This window comes from Rhodococcus sp. 5G237, from assembly GCF_053764735.1.
In genome coordinates, this window is sequence record NZ_JBSNCD010000005.1 from 121,934 (window position 1) to 141,599 (window position 19,666).

Consider the following 19,666-nt stretch of genomic DNA (forward strand, 5'->3'; position numbering starts at 1 on the left):
ATGTCCGTGAGCGAAGAAGTCACCGAGGCCACCGGACCGCCCGAACGGGCACTGCGGAAGGCCGGACGGGGACGCACCACCGTCGTCCTCGTCGGTCTCGTCGTCGCCCTGCTCGCCCTGGCCGTCGCGTCGGCGTGCCTCGGTCAGGTGCCCACGAGTCCCGCCGAGGTGGTCGGCAGTCTGCTGCACCGCATCGGGCTGGACCTCGGCCCGGTGCCCGCGCACCCCGCCGGGGAGGTGACCCTGTGGGAGGTGCGCTTCCCGCGCGTGGTGCTCGCGATGCTCGTCGGTGCCGCCCTCGGCTGTTCCGGAGCGCTGTTGCAGGGCATCTTCGCCAATCCCCTCGCCGAACCCGGCGTGATCGGGGTGTCCTCCGGCGCCGCCGTCGGCGCGTCCGCGGTGATCGTGCTCGGCGGCGCCTTCACCGCCGGCTGGGCGCTGGCCGGTGCCGCACTCGTCTCCGGTCTGATCACCACTGTGCTGGTCTACGTGCTGTCCCGATCGAACGGACGCACGGAGGTGGTCACGGTGATCCTCACCGGCGTCGCCGTCAACGCTGTCGCCGGCGGGCTCATCGCGTTCTTCACCTTCGTCGCCAGCCCCGCCGCCCGCGACCAGATCGTGTTCTGGCAGCTCGGCAGTCTCGGGGGCGCCACCTGGGACATCGTCGCGGTGGTCGCGCCGCTGACCCTCGCCGGTGTGCTCGTCGCGGTCCTGCTCGCCCCGAAACTCGACCTACTGGCACTCGGCGAGAGCGTCGCCCGGCATCTGGGTGTGGACGTCGAACGCGTCCGGCAGCTGTCGATCCTGGCGGTCGCCGTGCTGGTCAGCGGCGCCACCGCCTTCACCGGCATCATCATGTTCGTCGGCCTGGTCGTGCCGCACCTGATGCGCCTGGCGCTCGGCCCCGCCCACCGGGTGCTCGTCGTGGCGAGTGTGCTCGCCGGCGCGGTCGTCCTGCTCGCCGCCGACCTCGGGGCGCGCACGCTGGTCGAGAACGCCGACCTGCCGCTCGGCATGATCACCGCCCTCATCGGCGGTCCGGTCTTCTTCCTGATGCTGCGCCGCACCCGCGCGAAGCAGGGCGGGTGGGCATGAGGCTGTTCCCCCGCTCCCCCGGATCCCCGGCGGCCGCCGTCCCGGCCCGCTCGGTGCCCGGCACCGCGACGATGCGCGCGGTGGGTGTGCGACTACGGCGCGGCGAGCGGGAGATCCTGCACGGCGTCGACTTCGAGGTGCGCACCGGTGAGGTCGTCGCGCTCGTCGGCCCCAACGGCGCCGGCAAGTCCACTCTGCTCGCGGCGTTGTCCGGCGACCATCCGCTCAGCGGTGGCACCGTCGAGATCGAGGGCCGTCCCCTCGAGCGGTGGTCGTCGATCGCGCTGGCGCGCCGCCGCGCCGTGCTTCCGCAGCAGCACACGGTCGGTTTCCCGTTCACCGCCCGGCAGGTCGTGCGGATGGGGCGGGCCGCGTGGGCGCGCACCCCGCGGCAGGACGACGACGATCGTATCGTCGCCGAAGCGTTCGCGACCTGCGACGTCGCCCATCTCGCCGACCGGCCGTTCCCCGCGCTGTCCGGCGGCGAACGGGCCCGGGTGGCGCTCGCGCGGGTGCTGGCCCAGGACACCGAGACACTGCTGCTCGACGAACCTACCGCGGCGCTGGACCTCGGCCACCAGGAGGCGGTCATGCAGGTCGTGCGGGCCCGCGCCGACGACGGGCACGCCGTGGTCGTCGTGCTGCACGATCTCGGGCTCGCCGCCGCCTACGCCGACCGCGTCTGCGTGCTCGAACAGGGCCGCATCGTCGCCGACGGCGCACCCGGCGACGTCCTCACCGAAGAGTTACTCGGCCGCGTCTACCAGTACCCGGTGGCGATCGGCCGCCACCCCGAGACCGGCACCCCGCTCGTGTTGCCGCGACGTCCGAACCGCGACCGGTCCGCCTCGGCACAGATCTGAGCAGCAGGTCACATCCGGCCCGGCGGACCACGCACTGATTTCTTCTCCGCGACCGGCATCAGGAACACTGAAGGTCGGCGCGCCGGGCGCCGGAGCGCGTCCGGCAGGTGCGAATCGAATCCGAGGACGAGGAGCAACGATGGGCAGAGCGGGGATCCGAACGGTCACGATGGTGGGCGCGATCGCGATGGTCGTGCTGACCGGCTGCTCGTCGGAGAGCACCCCGGACGTGCTGCAGACCATCGAACCCGCCACTCCCGCGGCCGCCCCCGAGGTCGGCCCGTCCCCCTCCGGCGACGTCCGTCCACTCGACCTGCAGGTCGACGCGCTGGTCGTCGAACCGTCCACGGGCACCTTCGCCGCGCTCGTCGACGACGGCGCACGGCTCGCGTTGTTCGACGACACGGCGTTCGACGGTCCCGGGGCGGAACCGCGCCTGGTCGACCTGCCGTCGTCCGCCGCGACCGTCGTGACCGGCCCCGAGGGCAGTGTGCTCGCCCCCGTGTCCGGGGCCGTGCTGCGCATCGACGTCGCCGACGGCACCGTCACCGAGGTCCCGGTCGACGGCAATGCCGCGTCGGCCGCCGTGCTGTCCGATGGCCGCTGGGCGGTCGGCACCGACAACGGCCGCGTGCTCGTCGTCGACCCCGGATCCGGCGAGGTGGCCACCACCGTCGGTGGCCTCGCCTCCGTCGACGCCCTCGCCGTCACCGGTGACGCCGTCGCGGCGCTCGACCGCCGGCAGACCTCCCTCACCGAGCTCGACCTCGCCGACGCCCATCTCGGGCCCGCGCTGCGTGCCGGCGAAGGTGCGACGCAGCTGACCACCGACCCCTTCGGACGCGTCGTGGTCACCGACACCACCGGCGACGAACTGCTCGTCTACACCCTCGACGCGATCGTCCTGCGGCAGCGTTATCCCGTCGGCCCCGCCCCGTACGCTGTGACCTACGACGAGACGCGGGACCTGATCTGGGTGACTCTGACCGGCAGCAACGAGGTCGTGGGCTACGATCTTTCGACCGGGATCCCGCGAGAACGCCACCGCTTCGCAACGGTGCGGCAACCGAATTCGATCGCCGTCGATCCGGCCGATGCGGCACTGGTGATCGCGTCGGCAACCGGTGACGGACTGCAACGGATCCCGATCGAAGGACAGTGATGGCGAACGAGCGACTCGGCCGGTTGACCCGGATGCCTGTCGGTTGGGACACCAGCAACGACGAATACGAATACGTGCCGCTCAAGCTGCCCCGGGAGGTGTCCCGGGTGAGCGCGTCGATGCGTCTGGCGATCTCCGCCGAATTCCACGGCTGGGAACTCACCCGGGTGCGTCTGTATCCGGACGGGAGCCGGCGGGTGCTGCTACGCCGCCGCAAGACCGCCCATCACGTCCCCGAACCCACCGTTGGTTGATAACAGATCCCGGACCGTCGTGGACCGGGCTTGCAGGGAGTAGTTCGTGTACCGCTATCTTCTTCGGCTCATGTTCCTGTTGCCGCCGGAACGAGCCCACCACCTCGCCTTCCTCGCGATGCGCTGGTCGACTCGCTTCGAGCCGCTGCGCACCCTGGTGGCGAAGGTGCTCGTCACCGACGACCCCATCCTCCGCAACACCGTCTTCGGCGTTCAGTTCCCCACGCCGGTGGGCCTGGCGGCCGGCTTCGACAAGGACGCGACCGGTGTCGATGTGTGGGGGCCGCTCGGTTTCGGGTTCGCCGAGATCGGCACCGTCACCGCCCAGGCGCAGCCGGGCAATCCGCAGCCGCGACTGTTCCGACTCCCCGAGGACCGGGCAATCGTGAACCGGATGGGCTTCAACAACCACGGTGCCGGGGAGGCCGCCAACCGGCTGCGGCAGCGTCGCCGCACCGTCCCCATCGGCGCGAATATCGGCAAGACGAAGGTCGTACCGGCCGAGCAGGCCGCCGAGGACTACACCGAGAGCGCACGGCTGCTCGGCCCGCTCGCCGACTTCGTGGTCGTCAACGTCTCCTCTCCCAACACCCCGGGCCTGCGGGATCTGCAGGCCGTCGAGTCGCTGCGCCCGATCCTGGCCGCGGTGCTGGACACCGTGACGGTGCCGGTGCTCGTGAAGATCGCCCCGGATCTGTCCGACGAGGACGTCGACGCGGTGGCCGATCTGGCGCTCGAACTCGGGCTCGCCGGCATCGTCGCCACCAACACCACCATCCGCCGCGACGGGTTGAACACTCCGCAGAGCCGTGTCGAGGAGATCGGCGCGGGCGGCCTGTCGGGCGCCCCGGTCGCCGAGCGGTCCCTCGAGGTGCTGCGCCGGCTGCGCACGCGGGTCCGTGATCGCCTCACCCTGGTCTCGGTGGGCGGAATCGAGACCCCGGAGCAGGCGTTCGAGCGCATCCTCGCCGGCGCGTCGCTGGTCCAGGGTTACACCGGCTTCATCTACGGCGGTCCGTTCTGGGCGGGGCGCATCAACCGCGGCATCGCCCGCAAGCTGCGCGCGCACGGCTACCGCTCCATCGCCGACGCGGTGGGTGCCACCGCACGGGTCTGACCTGCAACGGACGGGGCCCGGGTCGTACTCGACCCGGGCCCCGTCCGTCACGACCTGTCAGCGCACCTCGTAGGTGCCGGTCAGCAGACCGCGGGCGATGGCGTGCCCGAAGACGTTGAAGCCGAGGAAGGCCGGGCTCGACTCGGGCGTGACACCCTCGAGCACCTCGACGTCGAGTGCGTGCACCGCGACGATGTAGCGATGGTGGCCGTGGCCGGCCGGCGGAGCGGCACCGATGAACCCGTGGGCTCCGCCGTCGTGGCGCAGCGTGACGGCCTGCTCTGGAAGAGCGTCCGAGTCGGCGCTACCCGCGCCCGCCGGCAGCTCCGTGACCGAGGTGGGGATGTTCGCGACGGCCCAGTGCCAGAAACCCGACGCCGTGGGGGCGTCCGGATCGAACACCGTGACGACGAAGCTCTTCGTCTCGGCGGGGAAACCCGACCAGGACAGCTGCGGGGAGACGTCGCCGCCCCCGGGGATTCCGAACGCACCGCTGGCCTGCGGGAGTTTCCATTCCTCGCCCTCGGCGAAGTCCGCGCTGGTCACCTCGAAGGTGGGCAGCTCGGGCAGGAACTTGTACGGGTCGTAATCGAAAGCCATTCCGGTCCTTTCGTGACGTTTCGAGTGTTCTAGGCGTGCATGAGGAAGTGTTCCATGACCCGGGTGCCGAAGCGCAGTGCGTCGACGGGGACACGCTCGTCGACACCGTGGAACAGCGCGGCGAAGTCCAGATCGGGCGGCAACTGCAGCGGCGCGAAACCGAAGCAGCGGATGCCGAGCTTGGCGAACGCCTTGGCGTCGGTGCCGGCCGAGAGCATGTACGGCACCGTCCGGCCGATCGGGTCGTGCGCGAGGATCGCGGCGTTCATCGCGTCTACGAGCTCGCCGTCGAAGGTGGTCTCGTACGGCTCGAGGCCGGTGATCCACTCTCTGGTGACGTTGGGCCCGATCAACTCGTCGACGGTGCGTTCGAATTCGGCGAGCCGGCCCGGCAGGATGCGGCAGTCGACGACGGCGTGGGCGGTACGCGGGATGACATTGGCCTTGTATCCGGCGTCGAGCATCGTGGGGTTCGCGGTGTCGCGCAGGGTCGCGCCCACGATGCGGGCGATCGAACCGAGCTTGGCGAGTGCACCTTCGAGATCGGGCGAGGCCGGATCGAAGTCCAGGCCGGTCTCCTCGCTCACGACGGAGAGGAACTCGGCGACGGAATCGTTGACGACCAGCGGGAAGGTGTGGGAGCCGAGCCGCGCCACCGCGCGGGAGAGGACGGTCACGGCGTTGTCCTCGTGCAGGAACGAGCCGTGCCCGGCGACGCCCGTTGCAGTCAGGCGCATCCAGCGCATGCCCTTCTCGGCCGTCTCGACCATGTACAAACGCCGTTCGGTGCCGTCGGGACGCGGCACGGTCAGGGAGAACCCGCCGACCTCCCCCACGGCCTCGGTGACGCCTTCGAACAGCTCGGGCCGGTGCTCGACCAGCCACTGCGAACCGAACTTGCCTCCGGCCTCCTCGTCGGCGACGAACGCGAACACCAGATCGCGCGGGGGCACGATGTTCTCGACCTTGAAGTAGCGGGCGACGGCGATCATCATGCCGACCATGTCCTTCATGTCGACCGCGCCGCGTCCCCACACGTAACCGTTCTCGACGGCCCCGGAGAACGGGTGCACGCTCCAGTCCGCGGCCTCGGCCGGCACGACGTCGAGGTGGCCGTGGAGCATGAGGGCACCGCGGCTCGGGTCGGAGCCGGGCAGACGCGCGAAGACGTTGCCGCGGCCCGGCGCTCCGGATTCGACGTAGGTCGTCTCGTAGCCGACCTCCTCGAGCACGGAGGCAACCCACTCGGCGCATTCGCGTTCGCCGCGGGTGGTGGTGGGTTCGCCGGTGTTCGAGGTGTCGAACCGGATGAGGCGGGAGACGAGGTCGACGACCTCCTCCTCCGCCCGGGACGGCTGGTGGGCGCTCGTGTCAATGGCCATGGCCGTATGTCTACCACCGCCCGTCCACCATCTCGACAGTTCGGATCGTCGCAGGTGGAGGTGGCGATTTGGGACCGTGGGCGTGGTGGGTTACTCTTTCACAGCGCCCACGACGAGTGGGTGCGAGCATCAGGTCCGAGTGGCGGAATGGCAGACGCGCTAGCTTGAGGTGCTAGTGTCCTATTAACGGACGTGGGGGTTCAAATCCCCCCTCGGACACTCTGAGTCGAGACAGACGACGAAGGCCCCGAACATCATGTTCGGGGCCTTCGTCGTTGTCGGGAGACGATCGCACGGGCGACAACCGCTACCGTTTTCGTCATCCGCTGCGGCAATGTGCTGTAGCGGATGACGAACAAGCGAGCGGATCCGCGTGAGGCCCGGCCCGTCGAGTATCGCGAGCGCGCCTGAAGTGCCGTTTTGGGGATCGGGCGCCCAATGCGCTACTGTTTCTTCAGCGCCCGCGGGAGCGGGTTCTACCGACATGCCCCGTGTGGGCGTCGGTCCGAGTGGCGGAATGGCAGACGCGCTAGCTTGAGGTGCTAGTGTCCTATTAACGGACGTGGGGGTTCAAGTCCCCCCTCGGACACTCCGAAACCCGAAGGCCCCGAACCGATATCGGTTCGGGGCCTTCGGTTCGTCCGGGGTCGGCGCGAGCGGACCGCTCAGTCCCGGCGGCCCTTGCGGAAGTAACGGATCGGGCCGAAGAAGTTCACCGCGATGGTCAGCGCCCAGCGCAGCTTGCTGCCGTTGACCTTGTCGGCCGGGCGCCTCGCCAGATCGGCCCAGGCCGCGACGGCGAGCGACAACTGCACCGCTGCGAGCAGGACCACCAGAACCTGCTGGGGGCGGCTCAGTTCGGCGAACTTCTTCTTGGACAGGGGTGAGCTCGGGCTCATCGTTCCTCCGGTACTTCCGTGGGAATTCGGACACGATCATCCTGCCCGATACGATCGGGCATACAGCAGCACACGGAAAAAGGCAGATGAACCCCCACAGCGACACCACCGCCGAGCCCGCCACCGACGGCTTCACCCGCATCGACCCCGACGATCTGGCCACCTGCCTGCGGGTGCTCGACCAGGCGGCGGGTCTCGACGCCGAGCATCCCGACGCGATCACCGTCCAGCGGGCCGTGGGGCACATGTTCAAGAAGTTCAAGCGGTTGCGCCGCAACGAGGCCCGCAAGCAACGCGTCGACGCCGACCGTCAGGTGCTGTCCGCGACCGCCACCGCCTCCCCCACCCGCATCGACGACGAGACCGCCGGACTTCCGCTGGCGTCGGCGACTCGCGGCGCGAGCGCGGGAACGCTGCTGCGTCCGCGGCACTGCTACATCTGCAAGGACAAGTACACCCGGGTCGACGCCTTCTATCACCAGTTGTGCCCGACCTGCGCCGAGGAGAACCACGCCAAGCGCGACGCACGCACCGATCTGCAGGGTCGTCGCGCCCTGCTGACCGGCGGGCGCGCCAAGATCGGAATGTACATCGCGTTGCGGTTGCTGCGCGACGGCGCGCACACCACCGTCACCACGCGGTTCCCCAACGACGCGATTCGCCGCTTCACCGCGATGGAGGACAGCGGCGACTGGCTGCACCGGCTGCGCATCGTCGGCATCGACCTGCGTGATCCCGCCCAGGTGGTCGCCCTCGCCGACGACGTCGCCGCGCAGGGGCCGCTGGACATCCTCATCAACAACGCCGCGCAGACTGTGCGCCGCTCCCCCGGCGCCTACTCGGCGCTGGCCGAGGCGGAGGCCGATCCGTTGCCCGCCGGACCGCGTCCCGAGGTCCTGACCTTCGGCAAGCCCTCGGACGCCCACCCGGCCGCCCTGGCCGGGTCGCTGCCGGCCGAGTTGTCGGCGCATTCGCTGACCTCGCTGGCACTGGTGGCCGGGTCGGCGACACCCGAGCGGGTCGCGGCCGGGGTCGCCGTCGACGCCGGCGGATTGCTGCCGGATCTCGTGCACACCAACAGCTGGGTGCAGACCGTCGGCGAGGTCGAGCCGCTGGAACTGCTCGAGGTGCAGCTGTGCAACTCGGTGGCGCCGTTCATCCTCGTCAACCGTCTGCGTCCGGCGCTCGCCGCGTCCCCGGCCCGCCGCAAGTACATCGTGAACGTCTCGGCGATGGAAGGACAGTTCGCGGGTCGTCGCTACAAGGGCGCCGGGCATCCGCACACCAACATGGCCAAGGCCGCGCTGAACATGCTCACCCGCACCAGTGCCGAGGAGATGCTCAGCGACGGCATCCTCATGACCGCCGTCGACACCGGGTGGATCACCGACGAACGGCCGCACCACACCAAGATGCGGCTGGCCGAGGAGGGATTCCACGCCCCGCTCGATCTCGTGGACGGCGCGGCCCGCGTCTACGACCCGATCGTCCAGGGCGAGGCCGGCACGGACCTGTACGGATGCTTCCTCAAGGACTTCCGCCCGGCACCGTGGTGATCCGGACCCCGAAATTCGGGGAGACCGGTTCCACACCGTCGATCGTGGCCCGCCCTCCGGGCCGCGGCGATAATGGAGGACGTCCCCGCAGGCCCGCACGAGGAGAGTCATGACTGTCGCTGTCGTTCACGCCGATACCCCCGAAGGCCGGATCGCTCTGCAGGCCGCGGTGCGGGAGGCCGCCGACCGGCAGCAGTCGCTGGTGGTGCTCCACCCGCTCGACGAACCCGATGAGGTGGAAGGCGTGCGGGCACAGGTGAGCGAGGTGGCCGGTACCGACGGCTGGGAGTTGCTCTCGGCCGTCCACGACGGCGATCCGGTCGGCACGACCGTCGAACTGCTCGCGCGCAGCGGCGCCGAACGCGTGGTCATCGGCAGCCGCGGGCGCACCGCGACCGGCAAGTTCCTCGTCGAGCGGGCGGTGCAGCGGCTGATCACCGAGTCGTCGGTGCCGGTGCTGGTCATCAAGGCCGGCTGAGCCGCCGCCGCCCTCCGGCAACCCTGTCCGTTCCGTGGCCGTTCGTTCTACCCTGGGCACATGGCGTTCCGGGTGGTCGCCGACCTCACGGCCTTCGTGCATCTGCTGTTCGTGCTCTACGTTGCGTTCGGTGGTTTCCTCGCGTGGCGGTGGCCCCGCACGATCGTCGCGCACATCGTCGCGGTGGTGTGGGGAGCGGCCTCGGTGGCCGTGGGGTTCGACTGTCCGCTGACCGCGGTGGAGAACTGGGCACGCCGCGCGGCCGGCCAGGAAGGTCTGCCGCCGAGCGGATTCATCGATCACTACCTCACCGGGGTGATCTACCCGGAGTCCGCGCTCGGTGCGGTCCGTGCCCTCGCCGCGCTCGCCGTGCTGATCTCGTGGGTGGTGCTGTGGCGCCGGAGTCGTGTGACGAAGGTCGCCCCCGAGACTTACTCCTGAGTAGGGTGGGGGCATGACTGTCTCCCGGGATCTCGACATCGTCGTCTACGGCGCCACCGGCTTCGTCGGGCGCCTCACCGCCGCCTATCTCGCCGAGAACCTCCCCGACGGCGTCGCCGTCGGACTCGCAGGACGTTCACGCACCAAACTCGAGAAGCTCGCCGCCGACCTCGGAACCGACTGGCCGCTGATCGAGGCGAACGCCGACGATCCCGCCTCGCTGACCGCGCTCGCCGAGTCCACCCGCGTGGTGATCACGACCGTCGGCCCCTACGCCACGTACGGGCTGCCGCTCGTGCAGGCGTGCGCCGAGGCCGGCACCGACTACGTCGACCTCACCGGCGAGGTGCTCTTCCACCGCGAGAGCATCGACCGCTTCGACGACGTGGCCCGCCGCACCGGCGCCCGCATCGTCCACTCGTGCGGTTTCGACTCCGTCCCGTCCGACCTCGGCGTCCATGCTCTCTACCGCGCCGCGGAGGCCGACGGTAACCTGCCGCTCACCGACACGACCTTTGTGCTCAGATCTCTCCGCGGTGGCGTGAGCGGCGGAACCATCGATTCGCTCCGGCAACAGCTCGACGCGGTCCGCAAGGATTCCACGGCCCGGAAGATCGCCGCGCGCCCGTACTCGCTGTCCCCCGATCGGACTCGGGAACCCGATCTCGGTCGCCAGAACGACTTCGCGTTCGTCGACGGCAAGTCCGTCGCCCCGGAGATCTCGGGGCGGCTCGCTCCGTTCGTGATGGCCTCCTACAACACCCGCATCGTGCGACGCAGCAACGCGCTGCGTGACTGGGCCTACGGACGCCGGTTCCGCTACCGGGAGGTGATGAGTGTCGGCTCCTCGCCGCTCTCCCCCGTCCTCGCCGGGCTCGTCGGACTCGGTACGGGCGCCCTCGCCGCCGGCCTGTCGTTCCCGCCCACGCGGTTCGTCCTCGACAAGCTCCTGCCCGCGCCCGGTGAGGGACCGTCGGAGAAGACCCGCGAGAACGGTTACTTCACGGTGGATCTGTACGCCTCGACCGAATCGGGAGCCCGCTACACCGCGCGGTTCTCCGCGCAGGGCGACCCGGGTTACAAGGCCACGGCCGTGATGCTGGGCGAGTCCGCCCTCTCGCTCGCCCTCGGTGGCGCGGCCCTGCACGCCGGTGGCGGCGTCCTCACCCCCGCGGTGGCCTTCGGGGACGTGCTGACCGAACGGCTCCGCGCGGCCGGTTTCGAGATCTCCGCGCGCCGCCTCGGCTGACCTCACGTCCGGCGCGTCCGATCGGCGCGCCGGGCCCGCCGAGTGTGGTTCCGTCGCCGCGACGGGCTATGCTCGACCGGACCGAACGATCCGCGCGCGGAACGAGACCTGAGGACGTGACCATGGCTGCGACGAGTACCGAGATGGCTCCGGCCGCTCGTCTCGCGCTCATGCCGTTCTGGCCGACCCGTCGCGGTGCCTGCTTCGATTGTCTGTGTTGCACCCGGGAGTGTTGCTGAGCGCTTCGCCGCTCGTCCAACTTTTCGGGTTCTTCCAGCTTTCGGAGCCAACGCATGTTCAATCTGCTCATCTTCACGCTCGTCGGTGTCGGCGCACAGCTCGTCGACGGCGCACTCGGCATGGCCTTCGGTGTCACCGCGACCACCCTGCTGCTGTTCAGCGGTGTCGGTCCGGCGCACGCGAGCGCCGCCGTGCACCTCGCCGAGGTGGGGACCACCCTCGTCTCCGGCGCCTCGCACTGGCGGTTCCGCAACATCGACTGGAAGGTCGTGCTGCGGCTCGGCGTGCCCGGCGCCATCGGTGCCTTCCTCGGTGCGACCGTGCTGTCGGGACTGTCGACCGAGGCCGCCGAACCGGTGACCGCCGGAATCCTGCTGGCCATCGGCGTGTACGTTGCGTTGCGCTTCTCGGTACGTCCCCCTGCGGTCGCCCATGCCCGCACCTCCCCGCATACCGCCAAATTCCTGTCGCCGCTGGGCTTCTTCGGCGGCTTCATCGACGCGAGCGGCGGCGGCGGATGGGGACCGATCACCACCAGCACCCTGCTCTCCCGCGGTAAGACGGCACCGCGCACCGTGATCGGGTCGGTGAGCGCGTCGGAGTTCCTCGTCGCGGTCGCGGCGAGCGTCGGCTTCCTGTTCGGGCTCGGCCACGACTCGCTCGGCAATCTCGTGATCGTCGCCGGTCTCGCCCTCGGCGGCGCCCTCGCGGCGCCGGTCGCGGCCTGGCTGGTCAGCCGCGTCCCCGCGACCCTGCTCGGTACCGGTGTCGGCGGCGTCATCGTGCTGACCAACGCGCACAAGCTCGCCAAGACGGTCGACCTCTCCGGCGCGGCGCTGGCGGTGCTCTACCTCGCCATCGTCGCTGCCTGGCTCACCCTGCTGATCGTGTCCTGGAAGCGTTCGCGCCTCACCCCCGCGGAGAAGAGCGGTTCGCTCGAACCGCTGGCGCAGCCGACGCCGGCGGCACTCCTCGAAGGTGCCGACGCGACGCCTCTCGCCGGGGCCCGTCCGGAGCCTCGGGAGGTGCCCGGACACAACGAAACTCGCCTGAATTCCACCACGTCACCACGGACTCCCGACGGGGCATGATAATCGCTATTATGCCCGCGTGCGACAAAAGCGAATACATACTGGTGCCTTCGTCTTCCTCACTGCCGGCGCTGCCCTGACGGCCTGCTCCGCCGAGGATTCCACGGTCGGCATCCGCAATGCTGCCGATATCGGCTCTTCGACGTCCATCTCCGCCGAATCGCCGTATCTGGTGAAGATCGCACAGAACTTCCCCAGCTGCGAGGCCATCGGCGCGACCCTCGAGCGCTACATCGACGGGCTGACGCCCGCCCCCGGCGGTGTCGTGAGCCCCCAGCGCGTGAACTGCGTGTGGGAGGCCGGAGCCGGTGAGCCGCCCTCCGGACTCCGTTCCGTCGAGGTCGTCGTCGAACCCGAGACCGTCACACCCGCCACCGCAGCGAAGACCGGCCTGGTGGTGCTTCCCGATTCCGCCATCGAAGCAGCCGGCGGATTCGCGCACAGCATGCCGATCAACATGGCCGGCACCGCCTTCACCGCGACCGGCGTCGAACTTCCCCAGGCCTCCGTGTCGATCACCGTCGGCGGGCGCGACGCCGCGATGGTCCTCGATCCGGCGGGCGGCGTGGCGGTCGCCAAGCAGCTTCTCGGGCTGTAACGCACGGTGTCGCGACCCTCGACCGCCCGGGCGGAACCAAGATCACATACAACTCGTACGGACGCTACGATGCGCCGTGTGAATCTGACCCGATACGCGGTCGCATCCGCGACCCTCGCCGGCGCCCTGCTCCTCGGAGCGTGTTCCTCCGGCGACGACGCCTCCTCCGACACCGCCTCGGACGCCGACTCCGCAGCCTCCGACACCACCTTCGACGCCGACACCGTCGGCGAACCGACCGGCCTCGGCAGCGACATCCTCGCCCGCTTCGACTCGTGCGACGATGTCGCGCCCGCCGTCGCCCCCTACATCGAAGGCCTGAGCCTGCGTTCGTCGAGCGGCGTGGACGAGTACAGCGTCTACTGCGCATGGGAGACCCCGGACAGCGCCACGAGCCTCGACGAGATCCGGTCCGTGGAGATCGTCCTGGCACCGGGATCCGGCAACGTCCCGGCAGCGAGCGACCTCGAAACCGGCGGTCTCGAACTGCTCCCCGACGCCGACATCGAAGCCGCCGGCGGCATCGCCTACACCATGGGAGAGGCCGTCTCGGTCGCCGCCGTCTCCGTCACCCAGATCCAGCTGCCCGAGGTGGAAGTGTCCATCACCGGCGGGCAGTGGGGCGACTATCCGTCGCTCGACGCCCCGACCTCGGTGACCGTCGCCAAGGAACTGCTCGACCTGTAGGCCCGTCCGCGCCGATCGTGCGCGGTGAGCACACCGCGCACGATCAGGGCCTGGGCCGCGATGTAGGTGGCCATGATCCACAACCCCACGGCAGGCAGATCCGCGTCGACGAAGGCACGGACGGCGATGAGCGCATCGGAGACGACGAACAGCATCGCGCCGACCGCCGCCGTCCGGTTCACGCCGGTGGCGAGCACCGCCATCGCCGCCAGACACGACGCGTAGATCGCCATCGGAACGACGAGAATCCCTGCCGCCGAAGCGCACACGGCGACCATGGCGATGACCGCGAGAGCGTAGAGACCGACCACCCACGGGCGGGTTCGCACCACGCTCGACCTCCGGTACGGCCGGAACGCGACGATGTAGGTGAGCTGGGCGCACAGGAAGAAACCCACCAGCACCAGGAACGAGGCATCACCGTCAACGAGGTCGGGTGCGGTGTCCCCCAGCCACGAGAATCCTAGTGCCACAAGCGTGCCCACGACCAGCCGGTCGCGCGGTGCGGACGTGACGAGAACGAGTCCGAGCGCGAGCAGCGGCATGAGGAACCACTGCGAGACGTCGGTGAACGCCGAATCGGGCGCGAGAACCTGAAAGACGAGATGAGCCGCCGCGACGATCGCGAACGCACCGAGAACGGTGACGGCGATCGTGCGGCGGCTCATGGGATCAGGAATCCTCGCCGGACGTTCCGGGGTCGTTCACCCCGTCGAAGGCGTCGAGCAGACGTTGCGCGGCGAGCGCGGCGGTCAGCGAACCGTCGCGTACCCCAGCCTCGACGTCCTTGCGGATCGCCCGCACGCGCGGGGAGGTCTCGAGACGGCGCAACAACTGGTCGTGCACCATCGTCCACGTCCAGTCCACCTGCTGGCGGCGCCGGTTCTCGTCGAACATGCCCGCCTCGGTGAGCACCTTCTTGTGCTCGAGCACGGTGTCCCAGAAGGTGTCCAGACCGTTGCCGGTCATGCCGCTCATGGTGATCACCGGCGGCTTCCAGATCGCGTCGTGCGGATGCACCATGCGCATCGCGCCGGCGAGTTCGCGGGCGGCGACCCGCGCGTCGCGTTCGAACTCTCCGTCGGCCTTGTTGACGGCGACGAGGTCGGCGAGTTCGAGCACGCCCTTCTTGATGCCCTGCAACTGGTCGCCGGTGCGGGCCAGGGTCAGGAAGCAGAAGGTGTCGACCATGTTCGCGACGGTCACCTCGGACTGTCCGACACCGACGGTCTCGACGAGGATCACGTCGAAACCGGCGGCCTCGAGCAGCACCATCGTCTCGCGGGTGGCCTTCGCGACCCCGCCGAGCGTGCCGGCCGAGGGCGACGGGCGGATGTAGGCGTCCCGCTGCACCGCGAGCCGCGCCATCCGTGTCTTGTCGCCGAGGATCGAACCACCCGTGCGGGTCGACGACGGGTCGACGGCCAGCACCGCGACCCGATGCCCCTGCTCGAGCAGATGCATGCCGAGCGCGTCGATGAAGGTCGACTTGCCGACGCCGGGCACACCGGTGATACCGACACGAATCGCGTTGCCCGCCTTCGGGAGCAGGCGCAGCAGCAACTGCTGCGCCCGCTCCCGATGGTCGTCGCGGGTCGACTCGATCAATGTGATCGCCCGTGCGAGGCCGGCCCGCTCGTTGGCGAGCACGGCCTCGGCGAGGGCGTCGACGTCGATCTGCCGTCGGCGGGGCTGCGCGGCGCCGACCGAGGAGTCGCTCATGCCGACGTCAGCCTCCGAGGTGGTGGCCGAGCTGCGCGGCGAGCTTGGTCAGCAGACCGGTCGCCGCATCCGCGATCACGGTGCCGGGCGGGAAGATCGCCGCCGCACCCGCCGCGTAGAGCTCGTCGAAGTCACCCGGCGGGATGACACCACCGACGACGATCATGATGTCCTCGCGGCCCACCTCGGCCAGTGCCTGCTTGAGGGCAGGGACCAGCGTCAGGTGACCCGCGGCCAACGACGACACGCCGATGACGTGCACGTCGTTGTCGGCCGCCTGCTGGGCGACCTCTTCGGGGGTCTGGAACAGCGGTCCCACGTCCACGTCGAATCCGAGGTCGGCGAAGGCCGTGGCGATCACCTTCTGGCCTCGGTCGTGACCGTCCTGGCCCATCTTCGCGACGAGGATGCGGGGACGACGGCCCTCCTCCTCGGCGAACTTCTCGACCAGTTCGGTTGCGGCGGTGATGTTGGTGGCCTTGCCGGCCTCGTCGCGGTACACGCCGCTGATCGTACGGATCTCGGCCTGGTGGCGGCCGTAGACCTTCTCCAGGGCGTCCGAGATCTCGCCGACGGTGGCCTTCGCGCGGGCCGCGTCGATGGCCAGCGCGAGCAGGTTGTTGTCGAGACCCTGGCTCTGCGCACCGGCGGCGCGGGTGAGCGCGTCGAGGGCGGCGCGGGTGGCCTCCTCGTCGCGGTCGGCGCGCAGCTGCTCGAGCTTGGCCAGCTGCTCGGCCCGCACACGCGAGTTCTCGACCTTGAGGACCTCGATCTCGTGGTCCTCGGTCACCTGGTACTTGTTGACGCCGATGACGGGCTGGCGACCCGAGTCGATGCGCGCCTGGGTGCGGGCGGCCGCCTCCTCGATGCGCAGCTTCGGGATGCCCTCCGAGATGGCCTGTGCCATACCGCCGGCGGCCTCGACCTCGGCGATGTGGGCGCGGGCCTTGTTGGCGAGCTCGTGGGTGAGCCACTCGACGTAGTGCGAGCCGCCCCACGGGTCGATGGGCCGCGTGGTGCCCGACTCCTGCTGCAGCAGCAGCTGAGTGTTGCGGGCGATGCGCGCCGAGAAGTCGGTGGGCAGTGCCAGCGCCTCGTCGAGCGCGTTGGTGTGCAGCGACTGGGTATGGCCCTGGGTCGCGGCCATCGCCTCGACGCACGTGCGGGCGACGTTGTTGAAGACGTCCTGTGCGGTGAGCGACCAGCCGGAGGTCTGCGAGTGGGTACGCAGCGACTTCGACTTCGGGTTCTTCGCCCCGAACTTCTCGACGAGCTCGCTCCACAGCAGGCGACCTGCGCGCAGCTTCGCGACCTCCATGAAGAAGTTCATGCCGATCGCCCAGAAGAACGACAGGCGCGGCGCGAACTTGTCGACGTCCATGCCGGCGTCGAGTCCGGCGCGGATGTACTCCATGCCGTCCGCGAGGGTGTACGCGAGCTCGAGGTCGGCCGTCGCGCCGGCTTCCTGGATGTGGTAGCCGGAGATCGAGATCGAGTTGAAGCGCGGCATCTTCGCCGAGGTGTACGCGAAGATGTCGGAGATGATCCGCATCGACGGCTTCGGCGGATAGATGTAGGTGTTGCGGACCATGAACTCCTTCAGAATGTCGTTCTGAATGGTTCCGGCCAGCTGCTCGGGCTTGACGCCCTGCTCCTCCGCCGCCACGACGTACAGTGCCAGGATCGGCAGCACCGCGCCGTTCATGGTCATCGACACCGACACCTGCGACAGATCGATGCCGTCGAACAGCTGACGCATGTCGAGGATCGAGTCGATCGCGACACCGGCCATACCGACGTCACCCTGCACACGCGGGTGATCGGAGTCGTAGCCGCGGTGCGTGGCCAGGTCGAAGGCCACCGACAGACCCTTCTGACCGGCGGCGAGGTTGCGACGGTAGAAGGCGTTGGACTCGGCGGCGGTGGAGAAGCCGGCGTACTGCCGGATGGTCCACGGCTGGTTCACGTACATCGTCGGGTACGGCCCGCGCACGAACGGGGCCAGACCCGGGTAGCTGCCGAGCGGGTAGCCCTCGGCGACGACGGCGTCGCGGTCGGCCTTGGTGTAGACCGGCTTGACGTCGATGCCCTCGGGCGTCGACCACACGACGTCCTCGGTGCTGTAGTTGTTCGCCTCGGCGACGGACTCGACGAGCGCGGCGGCCTGCTCCGCGGTGGGAGCGGTGGGCGCCGGCGCGGCCGGGTCCGTCAACGGGACGTCGGCGAAGCTGCCGATTTCGTGTTCGATGCTCACTTACGCTCCCAGAGTGTTCAGCAGGTCGGTGAGGGCGGCGACGGCGTCGATGCGCGCGGTGAGGAAGCCGTCCGGACGATCGTCGCCCTGCGCGTCCTTCACGGCCTTCTCGGGTCCGGCCAGCAGCACCGTCGTGATCCCCGCCGCACGCAGCGCAGCGGTGGCCGTACCGGCCTGCTCGCCGTAGCGGGTGTCGGTGCCGCACAGCACGGCGACGGACGTTCCGGTGTCTCCCACCAGGGACGACAGGTCGGCGTCGAGATCGAGCGGTCCGGGATTGACCGCTTCGATTCCACCGGCGGCGAGCAGGTTCGCCGCGAAGGTCGCACGCACGTTGTGTTCGGCGATCGGCCCGAGCGGGGCGAGCAGCACCCGCGGGCGGGCACCGTGCGAGGCCAGGTAGGTGTCGGAGCGGTCGCGCAGCGCCTCGAACGGTGCGGCATACCGCGCGGCGGACGCGCCGGCCTCGGCGACACCGACCGGCAGCGGCTTCTCGGCCAGGTTCGGGAACTCGTTGACACCGGTCACCGAGAACTTGCGGTGCGCGATGTCGGACTCGCGGCGGGCACGCGTCTGCGCGACACGCTCGGCGATCAGCCCCGACTCGAGAGCGGCGCGGTAGCCACCGGCCGCCTCGATCTCCTGGAAGAAGCCCCACGCCTTCTCCGCGATCTGCGCGGTCAGTTCCTCGACGTACCAGGAACCGGCGGCGGGATCGAGGACACGACCGAGGTTGGACTCCTCGAGCAGCAGCAGCTGGGTGTTGCGGGCGATCCGGGCGGAGAACGCCTCGGACACCTCGAGCACACCGGCCGGCAGCGCGGAGTCGAACGGCAGGACCGTGACGGCGTCGGCGCCACCGACACCCGCGCCGAACGCAGCGAGGGTCGTGCGCAGCATGTTCACCCACGGATCGCGCTGGGCCATCATCGCCGCGGAGGTCACGGCGTGCTGCGGAGCGTTGCCGGCCTCGGGGGCACCGGCGACCTGGGCGACGCGCGCCCACACCTGACGACCCGCGCGGAACTTCGCGATGGTCTGGAACTGGTCGTCGGTCGCGGCGAGACGGAACTCGAGCTGACCGAGCGCGGCCGCGACGGGAACCCCGGCGTCGACGAGTGCTCGCACGTAATCGAGGCCGGCGGCGATCGCGGCACCGAGTTCCTCGGCGTCGGACGAACCGGCGTTGTGGAAGGCGGTGCCGTCCACGGTGAGGGCACGCACCCCTTCGGTGCGGTCGGCGGCGGCCCGTGCCAGCTCGACGGCCTCGTCGAGAGACACGTCGGGACGCTCGGAGAACGCGCTGGTGAGCGGCGCTGCACCGAGGAAGATGCGCACGGCGGCGCGGTCCTCGATGTCGGTGCGGTTGTCGAGCACGGAGTACACGGCGGTGGTCGCTGCGACCAGATCGGCACCGGCGTCGAGACGGACCGGCGCGAGGTCGAGGAGCACACCGCTCAGCGCGGTGTCGAGCGCGTCCACGGGGACCGCGCCGGCGCCGAGACCGAGCCACACCGAGCTGACACCGTTGTTCAGGGCGTCGAGGATGCGCTCGTTGACCGAGGCCGCGTCGGTGCCGGTGAACCGGACGTCGACGAGCCAGCCGGTGTTGACGTCGCGCGTGGACGAGCCGCCGCGGACGAACGGGAACTCACCGGGCAGCGGCGCTTCGTCGCGCTCGTCGCGCACGCCGTACAGCGGCGCGACGGTGACGTCGTCGTAGGTCGTGGTCTCGAGCAGACGCTGCGGCTCGGGTCCGAGTTCGGCCGGGTCGACGCGTCGGGACTTGGCCAGCACCCCCGCCACCGCGTCCTGCCACTGCGCATATGCGCGCGCGGCATCCTCGGCTTCTGCAGCTAATGACACGGGCGATTCCTCCTACTGCGGGTTTGCAGGCTTTGTACGGACGGCGTTGTCGGCCGGAGGTGGACAACCTCGAAAAGGGTAGGTTGCCTTCGGTGTGATGCTATCCCCA

19 protein-coding genes and 2 tRNA genes are annotated in these 19,666 nt (G+C 69.8%); 14 read left to right on the plus strand and 7 right to left on the minus strand.

From position 1 onward, the window contains the following. From ACWPOC_RS12905 to ACWPOC_RS12925, 5 genes are all read left to right on the plus strand, one after another. A complete protein-coding gene (locus ACWPOC_RS12905) occupies window positions 1–1,098 on the plus strand; it encodes a FecCD family ABC transporter permease (protein ID WP_455408780.1) in 1,098 nt (365 codons plus the stop codon). Beyond that, the gene (locus ACWPOC_RS12910) at window positions 1,095–1,961 is read left to right on the plus strand and encodes a heme ABC transporter ATP-binding protein (RefSeq protein WP_455408781.1); all 867 of its coding nucleotides are present in this window, start codon (window positions 1,095–1,097) and stop codon (window positions 1,959–1,961) included. Before ACWPOC_RS12905 ends, ACWPOC_RS12910 begins: the two co-directional genes overlap by 4 nt. Before the next feature lie 139 nt (window positions 1,962–2,100). Next, complete coding sequence (locus tag ACWPOC_RS12915; protein WP_455408782.1) at window positions 2,101–3,123, plus strand: hypothetical protein; 1,023 nt, start codon at window positions 2,101–2,103, stop codon at window positions 3,121–3,123. Continuing rightward, a complete protein-coding gene (locus ACWPOC_RS12920; protein ID WP_120282528.1) occupies window positions 3,123–3,377 on the plus strand; it encodes a DUF5703 family protein in 255 nt (84 codons plus the stop codon). The genes ACWPOC_RS12915 and ACWPOC_RS12920 overlap by 1 nt, the downstream gene beginning before the upstream one ends. 46 nt (window positions 3,378–3,423) lie before the next feature. Next, window positions 3,424–4,494, plus strand: coding sequence for a quinone-dependent dihydroorotate dehydrogenase (locus tag ACWPOC_RS12925; RefSeq protein WP_455408783.1), 1,071 nt, complete (start codon window positions 3,424–3,426; stop codon window positions 4,492–4,494). A gap of 57 nt (window positions 4,495–4,551) precedes the next feature. Here ACWPOC_RS12925 and ACWPOC_RS12930 read toward each other — a convergent pair whose 3' ends face one another. Both ACWPOC_RS12930 and ACWPOC_RS12935 read right to left on the minus strand, forming a co-directional pair. Beyond that, window positions 4,552–5,094, minus strand: a complete 543-nt coding sequence (locus ACWPOC_RS12930; RefSeq protein WP_060654461.1) for a YbhB/YbcL family Raf kinase inhibitor-like protein — start codon at window positions 5,092–5,094, stop codon at window positions 4,552–4,554. 29 nt (window positions 5,095–5,123) lie between these two features. Next, window positions 5,124–6,476, minus strand: coding sequence for a M20/M25/M40 family metallo-hydrolase (locus ACWPOC_RS12935; RefSeq protein ID WP_455408784.1), 1,353 nt, complete (start codon window positions 6,474–6,476; stop codon window positions 5,124–5,126). 133 nt (window positions 6,477–6,609) lie between these two features. Between ACWPOC_RS12935 and ACWPOC_RS12940 the strand changes: the two genes are divergently transcribed. Then, window positions 6,610–6,695 (plus strand) — tRNA-Leu (locus tag ACWPOC_RS12940). A gap of 284 nt (window positions 6,696–6,979) precedes the next feature. Next, window positions 6,980–7,065: transfer RNA gene (locus ACWPOC_RS12945), tRNA-Leu, on the plus strand. Between the two features lie 76 nt (window positions 7,066–7,141). Here ACWPOC_RS12945 and ACWPOC_RS12950 read toward each other — a convergent pair. Continuing rightward, on the minus strand, window positions 7,142–7,375 hold the full coding sequence (locus ACWPOC_RS12950; protein ID WP_059381471.1) for a PLDc N-terminal domain-containing protein: 234 nt from the start codon (window positions 7,373–7,375) through the stop codon (window positions 7,142–7,144). An 86-nt stretch (window positions 7,376–7,461) separates the two neighbouring features. Here ACWPOC_RS12950 and ACWPOC_RS12955 point away from each other — a divergent pair, with 86 nt between their 5' ends. From ACWPOC_RS12955 to ACWPOC_RS12985, 7 genes are all read left to right on the plus strand, one after another. Then, window positions 7,462–8,931, plus strand: a complete 1,470-nt coding sequence (locus tag ACWPOC_RS12955) for an SDR family NAD(P)-dependent oxidoreductase (protein WP_455408785.1) — start codon at window positions 7,462–7,464, stop codon at window positions 8,929–8,931. A 109-nt stretch (window positions 8,932–9,040) separates the two neighbouring features. Next, window positions 9,041–9,409, plus strand: a complete 369-nt coding sequence (locus ACWPOC_RS12960) for a universal stress protein (RefSeq protein WP_006551545.1) — start codon at window positions 9,041–9,043, stop codon at window positions 9,407–9,409. A gap of 60 nt (window positions 9,410–9,469) precedes the next feature. After that, complete coding sequence (locus tag ACWPOC_RS12965; protein WP_120282522.1) at window positions 9,470–9,850, plus strand: DUF2784 domain-containing protein; 381 nt, start codon at window positions 9,470–9,472, stop codon at window positions 9,848–9,850. Between the two features lie 13 nt (window positions 9,851–9,863). Continuing rightward, window positions 9,864–11,099 carry a saccharopine dehydrogenase family protein gene (locus ACWPOC_RS12970; RefSeq protein WP_455408786.1) on the plus strand — a complete coding sequence of 412 codons (1,236 nt, stop codon included), beginning with the start codon at window positions 9,864–9,866 and terminating at the stop codon, window positions 11,097–11,099. Window positions 11,100–11,392: 293 nt separating this feature from the next. Then, window positions 11,393–12,430 (plus strand): sulfite exporter TauE/SafE family protein, encoded by a 1,038-nt coding sequence (locus tag ACWPOC_RS12975; protein WP_455408787.1) that lies wholly within the window; start codon window positions 11,393–11,395, stop codon window positions 12,428–12,430. Between the two features lie 19 nt (window positions 12,431–12,449). Further along, the gene (locus ACWPOC_RS12980) at window positions 12,450–13,028 is read left to right on the plus strand and encodes a hypothetical protein (RefSeq protein ID WP_455408788.1); all 579 of its coding nucleotides are present in this window, start codon (window positions 12,450–12,452) and stop codon (window positions 13,026–13,028) included. A gap of 69 nt (window positions 13,029–13,097) precedes the next feature. Beyond that, window positions 13,098–13,715 carry a hypothetical protein gene (locus tag ACWPOC_RS12985; protein WP_455408789.1) on the plus strand — a complete coding sequence of 206 codons (618 nt, stop codon included), beginning with the start codon at window positions 13,098–13,100 and terminating at the stop codon, window positions 13,713–13,715. On the opposite strand, the gene ACWPOC_RS12990 is transcribed toward ACWPOC_RS12985, so the two are convergent. From ACWPOC_RS12990 to mutA, 4 genes are read right to left on the minus strand one after another with little or no spacing between them, the layout of a single operon-like run. Continuing rightward, entirely contained in the window at window positions 13,655–14,383 is a 729-nt protein-coding gene (locus tag ACWPOC_RS12990; RefSeq protein WP_455408790.1) for a lysoplasmalogenase, read from the minus strand. The two genes, ACWPOC_RS12985 and ACWPOC_RS12990, sit on opposite strands and share 61 nt — an antisense overlap. A gap of 4 nt (window positions 14,384–14,387) precedes the next feature. Next, a complete protein-coding gene (gene meaB, locus ACWPOC_RS12995) occupies window positions 14,388–15,437 on the minus strand; it encodes a methylmalonyl Co-A mutase-associated GTPase MeaB (protein WP_455408791.1) in 1,050 nt (349 codons plus the stop codon). 7 nt (window positions 15,438–15,444) lie between these two features. Continuing rightward, window positions 15,445–17,691, minus strand: a complete 2,247-nt coding sequence (gene scpA, locus ACWPOC_RS13000; RefSeq protein WP_060653296.1) for a methylmalonyl-CoA mutase — start codon at window positions 17,689–17,691, stop codon at window positions 15,445–15,447. Continuing rightward, window positions 17,692–19,557, minus strand: coding sequence for a methylmalonyl-CoA mutase small subunit (mutA, locus tag ACWPOC_RS13005; protein ID WP_455408792.1), 1,866 nt, complete (start codon window positions 19,555–19,557; stop codon window positions 17,692–17,694). Window positions 19,558–19,666 lie beyond the last annotated feature (109 nt).

Excerpts from the sequence above, each read along its gene's own strand:
- ACWPOC_RS12905 (WP_455408780.1), top strand. The coding sequence starts at position 1 with ATGTCCGTGAGCGAAGAAGTCACCGAGGCCACCGGACCGCCCGAACGG.
- ACWPOC_RS12910 (WP_455408781.1), top strand. The coding sequence starts at position 1,095 with ATGAGGCTGTTCCCCCGCTCCCCCGGATCCCCGGCGGCCGCCGTCCCG.
- ACWPOC_RS12915 (WP_455408782.1), top strand. The coding sequence starts at position 2,101 with ATGGGCAGAGCGGGGATCCGAACGGTCACGATGGTGGGCGCGATCGCG.
- ACWPOC_RS12920 (WP_120282528.1), top strand. The coding sequence starts at position 3,123 with ATGGCGAACGAGCGACTCGGCCGGTTGACCCGGATGCCTGTCGGTTGG.
- ACWPOC_RS12930 (WP_060654461.1), bottom strand. The coding sequence starts at position 5,094 with ATGGCTTTCGATTACGACCCGTACAAGTTCCTGCCCGAGCTGCCCACC.
- ACWPOC_RS12935 (WP_455408784.1), bottom strand. The coding sequence starts at position 6,476 with ATGGCCATTGACACGAGCGCCCACCAGCCGTCCCGGGCGGAGGAGGAG.
- ACWPOC_RS12950 (WP_059381471.1), bottom strand. The coding sequence starts at position 7,375 with ATGAGCCCGAGCTCACCCCTGTCCAAGAAGAAGTTCGCCGAACTGAGC.
- ACWPOC_RS12955 (WP_455408785.1), top strand. The coding sequence starts at position 7,462 with ATGAACCCCCACAGCGACACCACCGCCGAGCCCGCCACCGACGGCTTC.
- ACWPOC_RS12960 (WP_006551545.1), top strand. The coding sequence starts at position 9,041 with ATGACTGTCGCTGTCGTTCACGCCGATACCCCCGAAGGCCGGATCGCT.
- ACWPOC_RS12965 (WP_120282522.1), top strand. The coding sequence starts at position 9,470 with ATGGCGTTCCGGGTGGTCGCCGACCTCACGGCCTTCGTGCATCTGCTG.
- ACWPOC_RS12970 (WP_455408786.1), top strand. The coding sequence starts at position 9,864 with ATGACTGTCTCCCGGGATCTCGACATCGTCGTCTACGGCGCCACCGGC.
- ACWPOC_RS12975 (WP_455408787.1), top strand. The coding sequence starts at position 11,393 with ATGTTCAATCTGCTCATCTTCACGCTCGTCGGTGTCGGCGCACAGCTC.
- ACWPOC_RS12985 (WP_455408789.1), top strand. The coding sequence starts at position 13,098 with ATGCGCCGTGTGAATCTGACCCGATACGCGGTCGCATCCGCGACCCTC.
- ACWPOC_RS12990 (WP_455408790.1), bottom strand. The coding sequence starts at position 14,383 with ATGAGCCGCCGCACGATCGCCGTCACCGTTCTCGGTGCGTTCGCGATC.
- meaB (WP_455408791.1), bottom strand. The coding sequence starts at position 15,437 with ATGAGCGACTCCTCGGTCGGCGCCGCGCAGCCCCGCCGACGGCAGATC.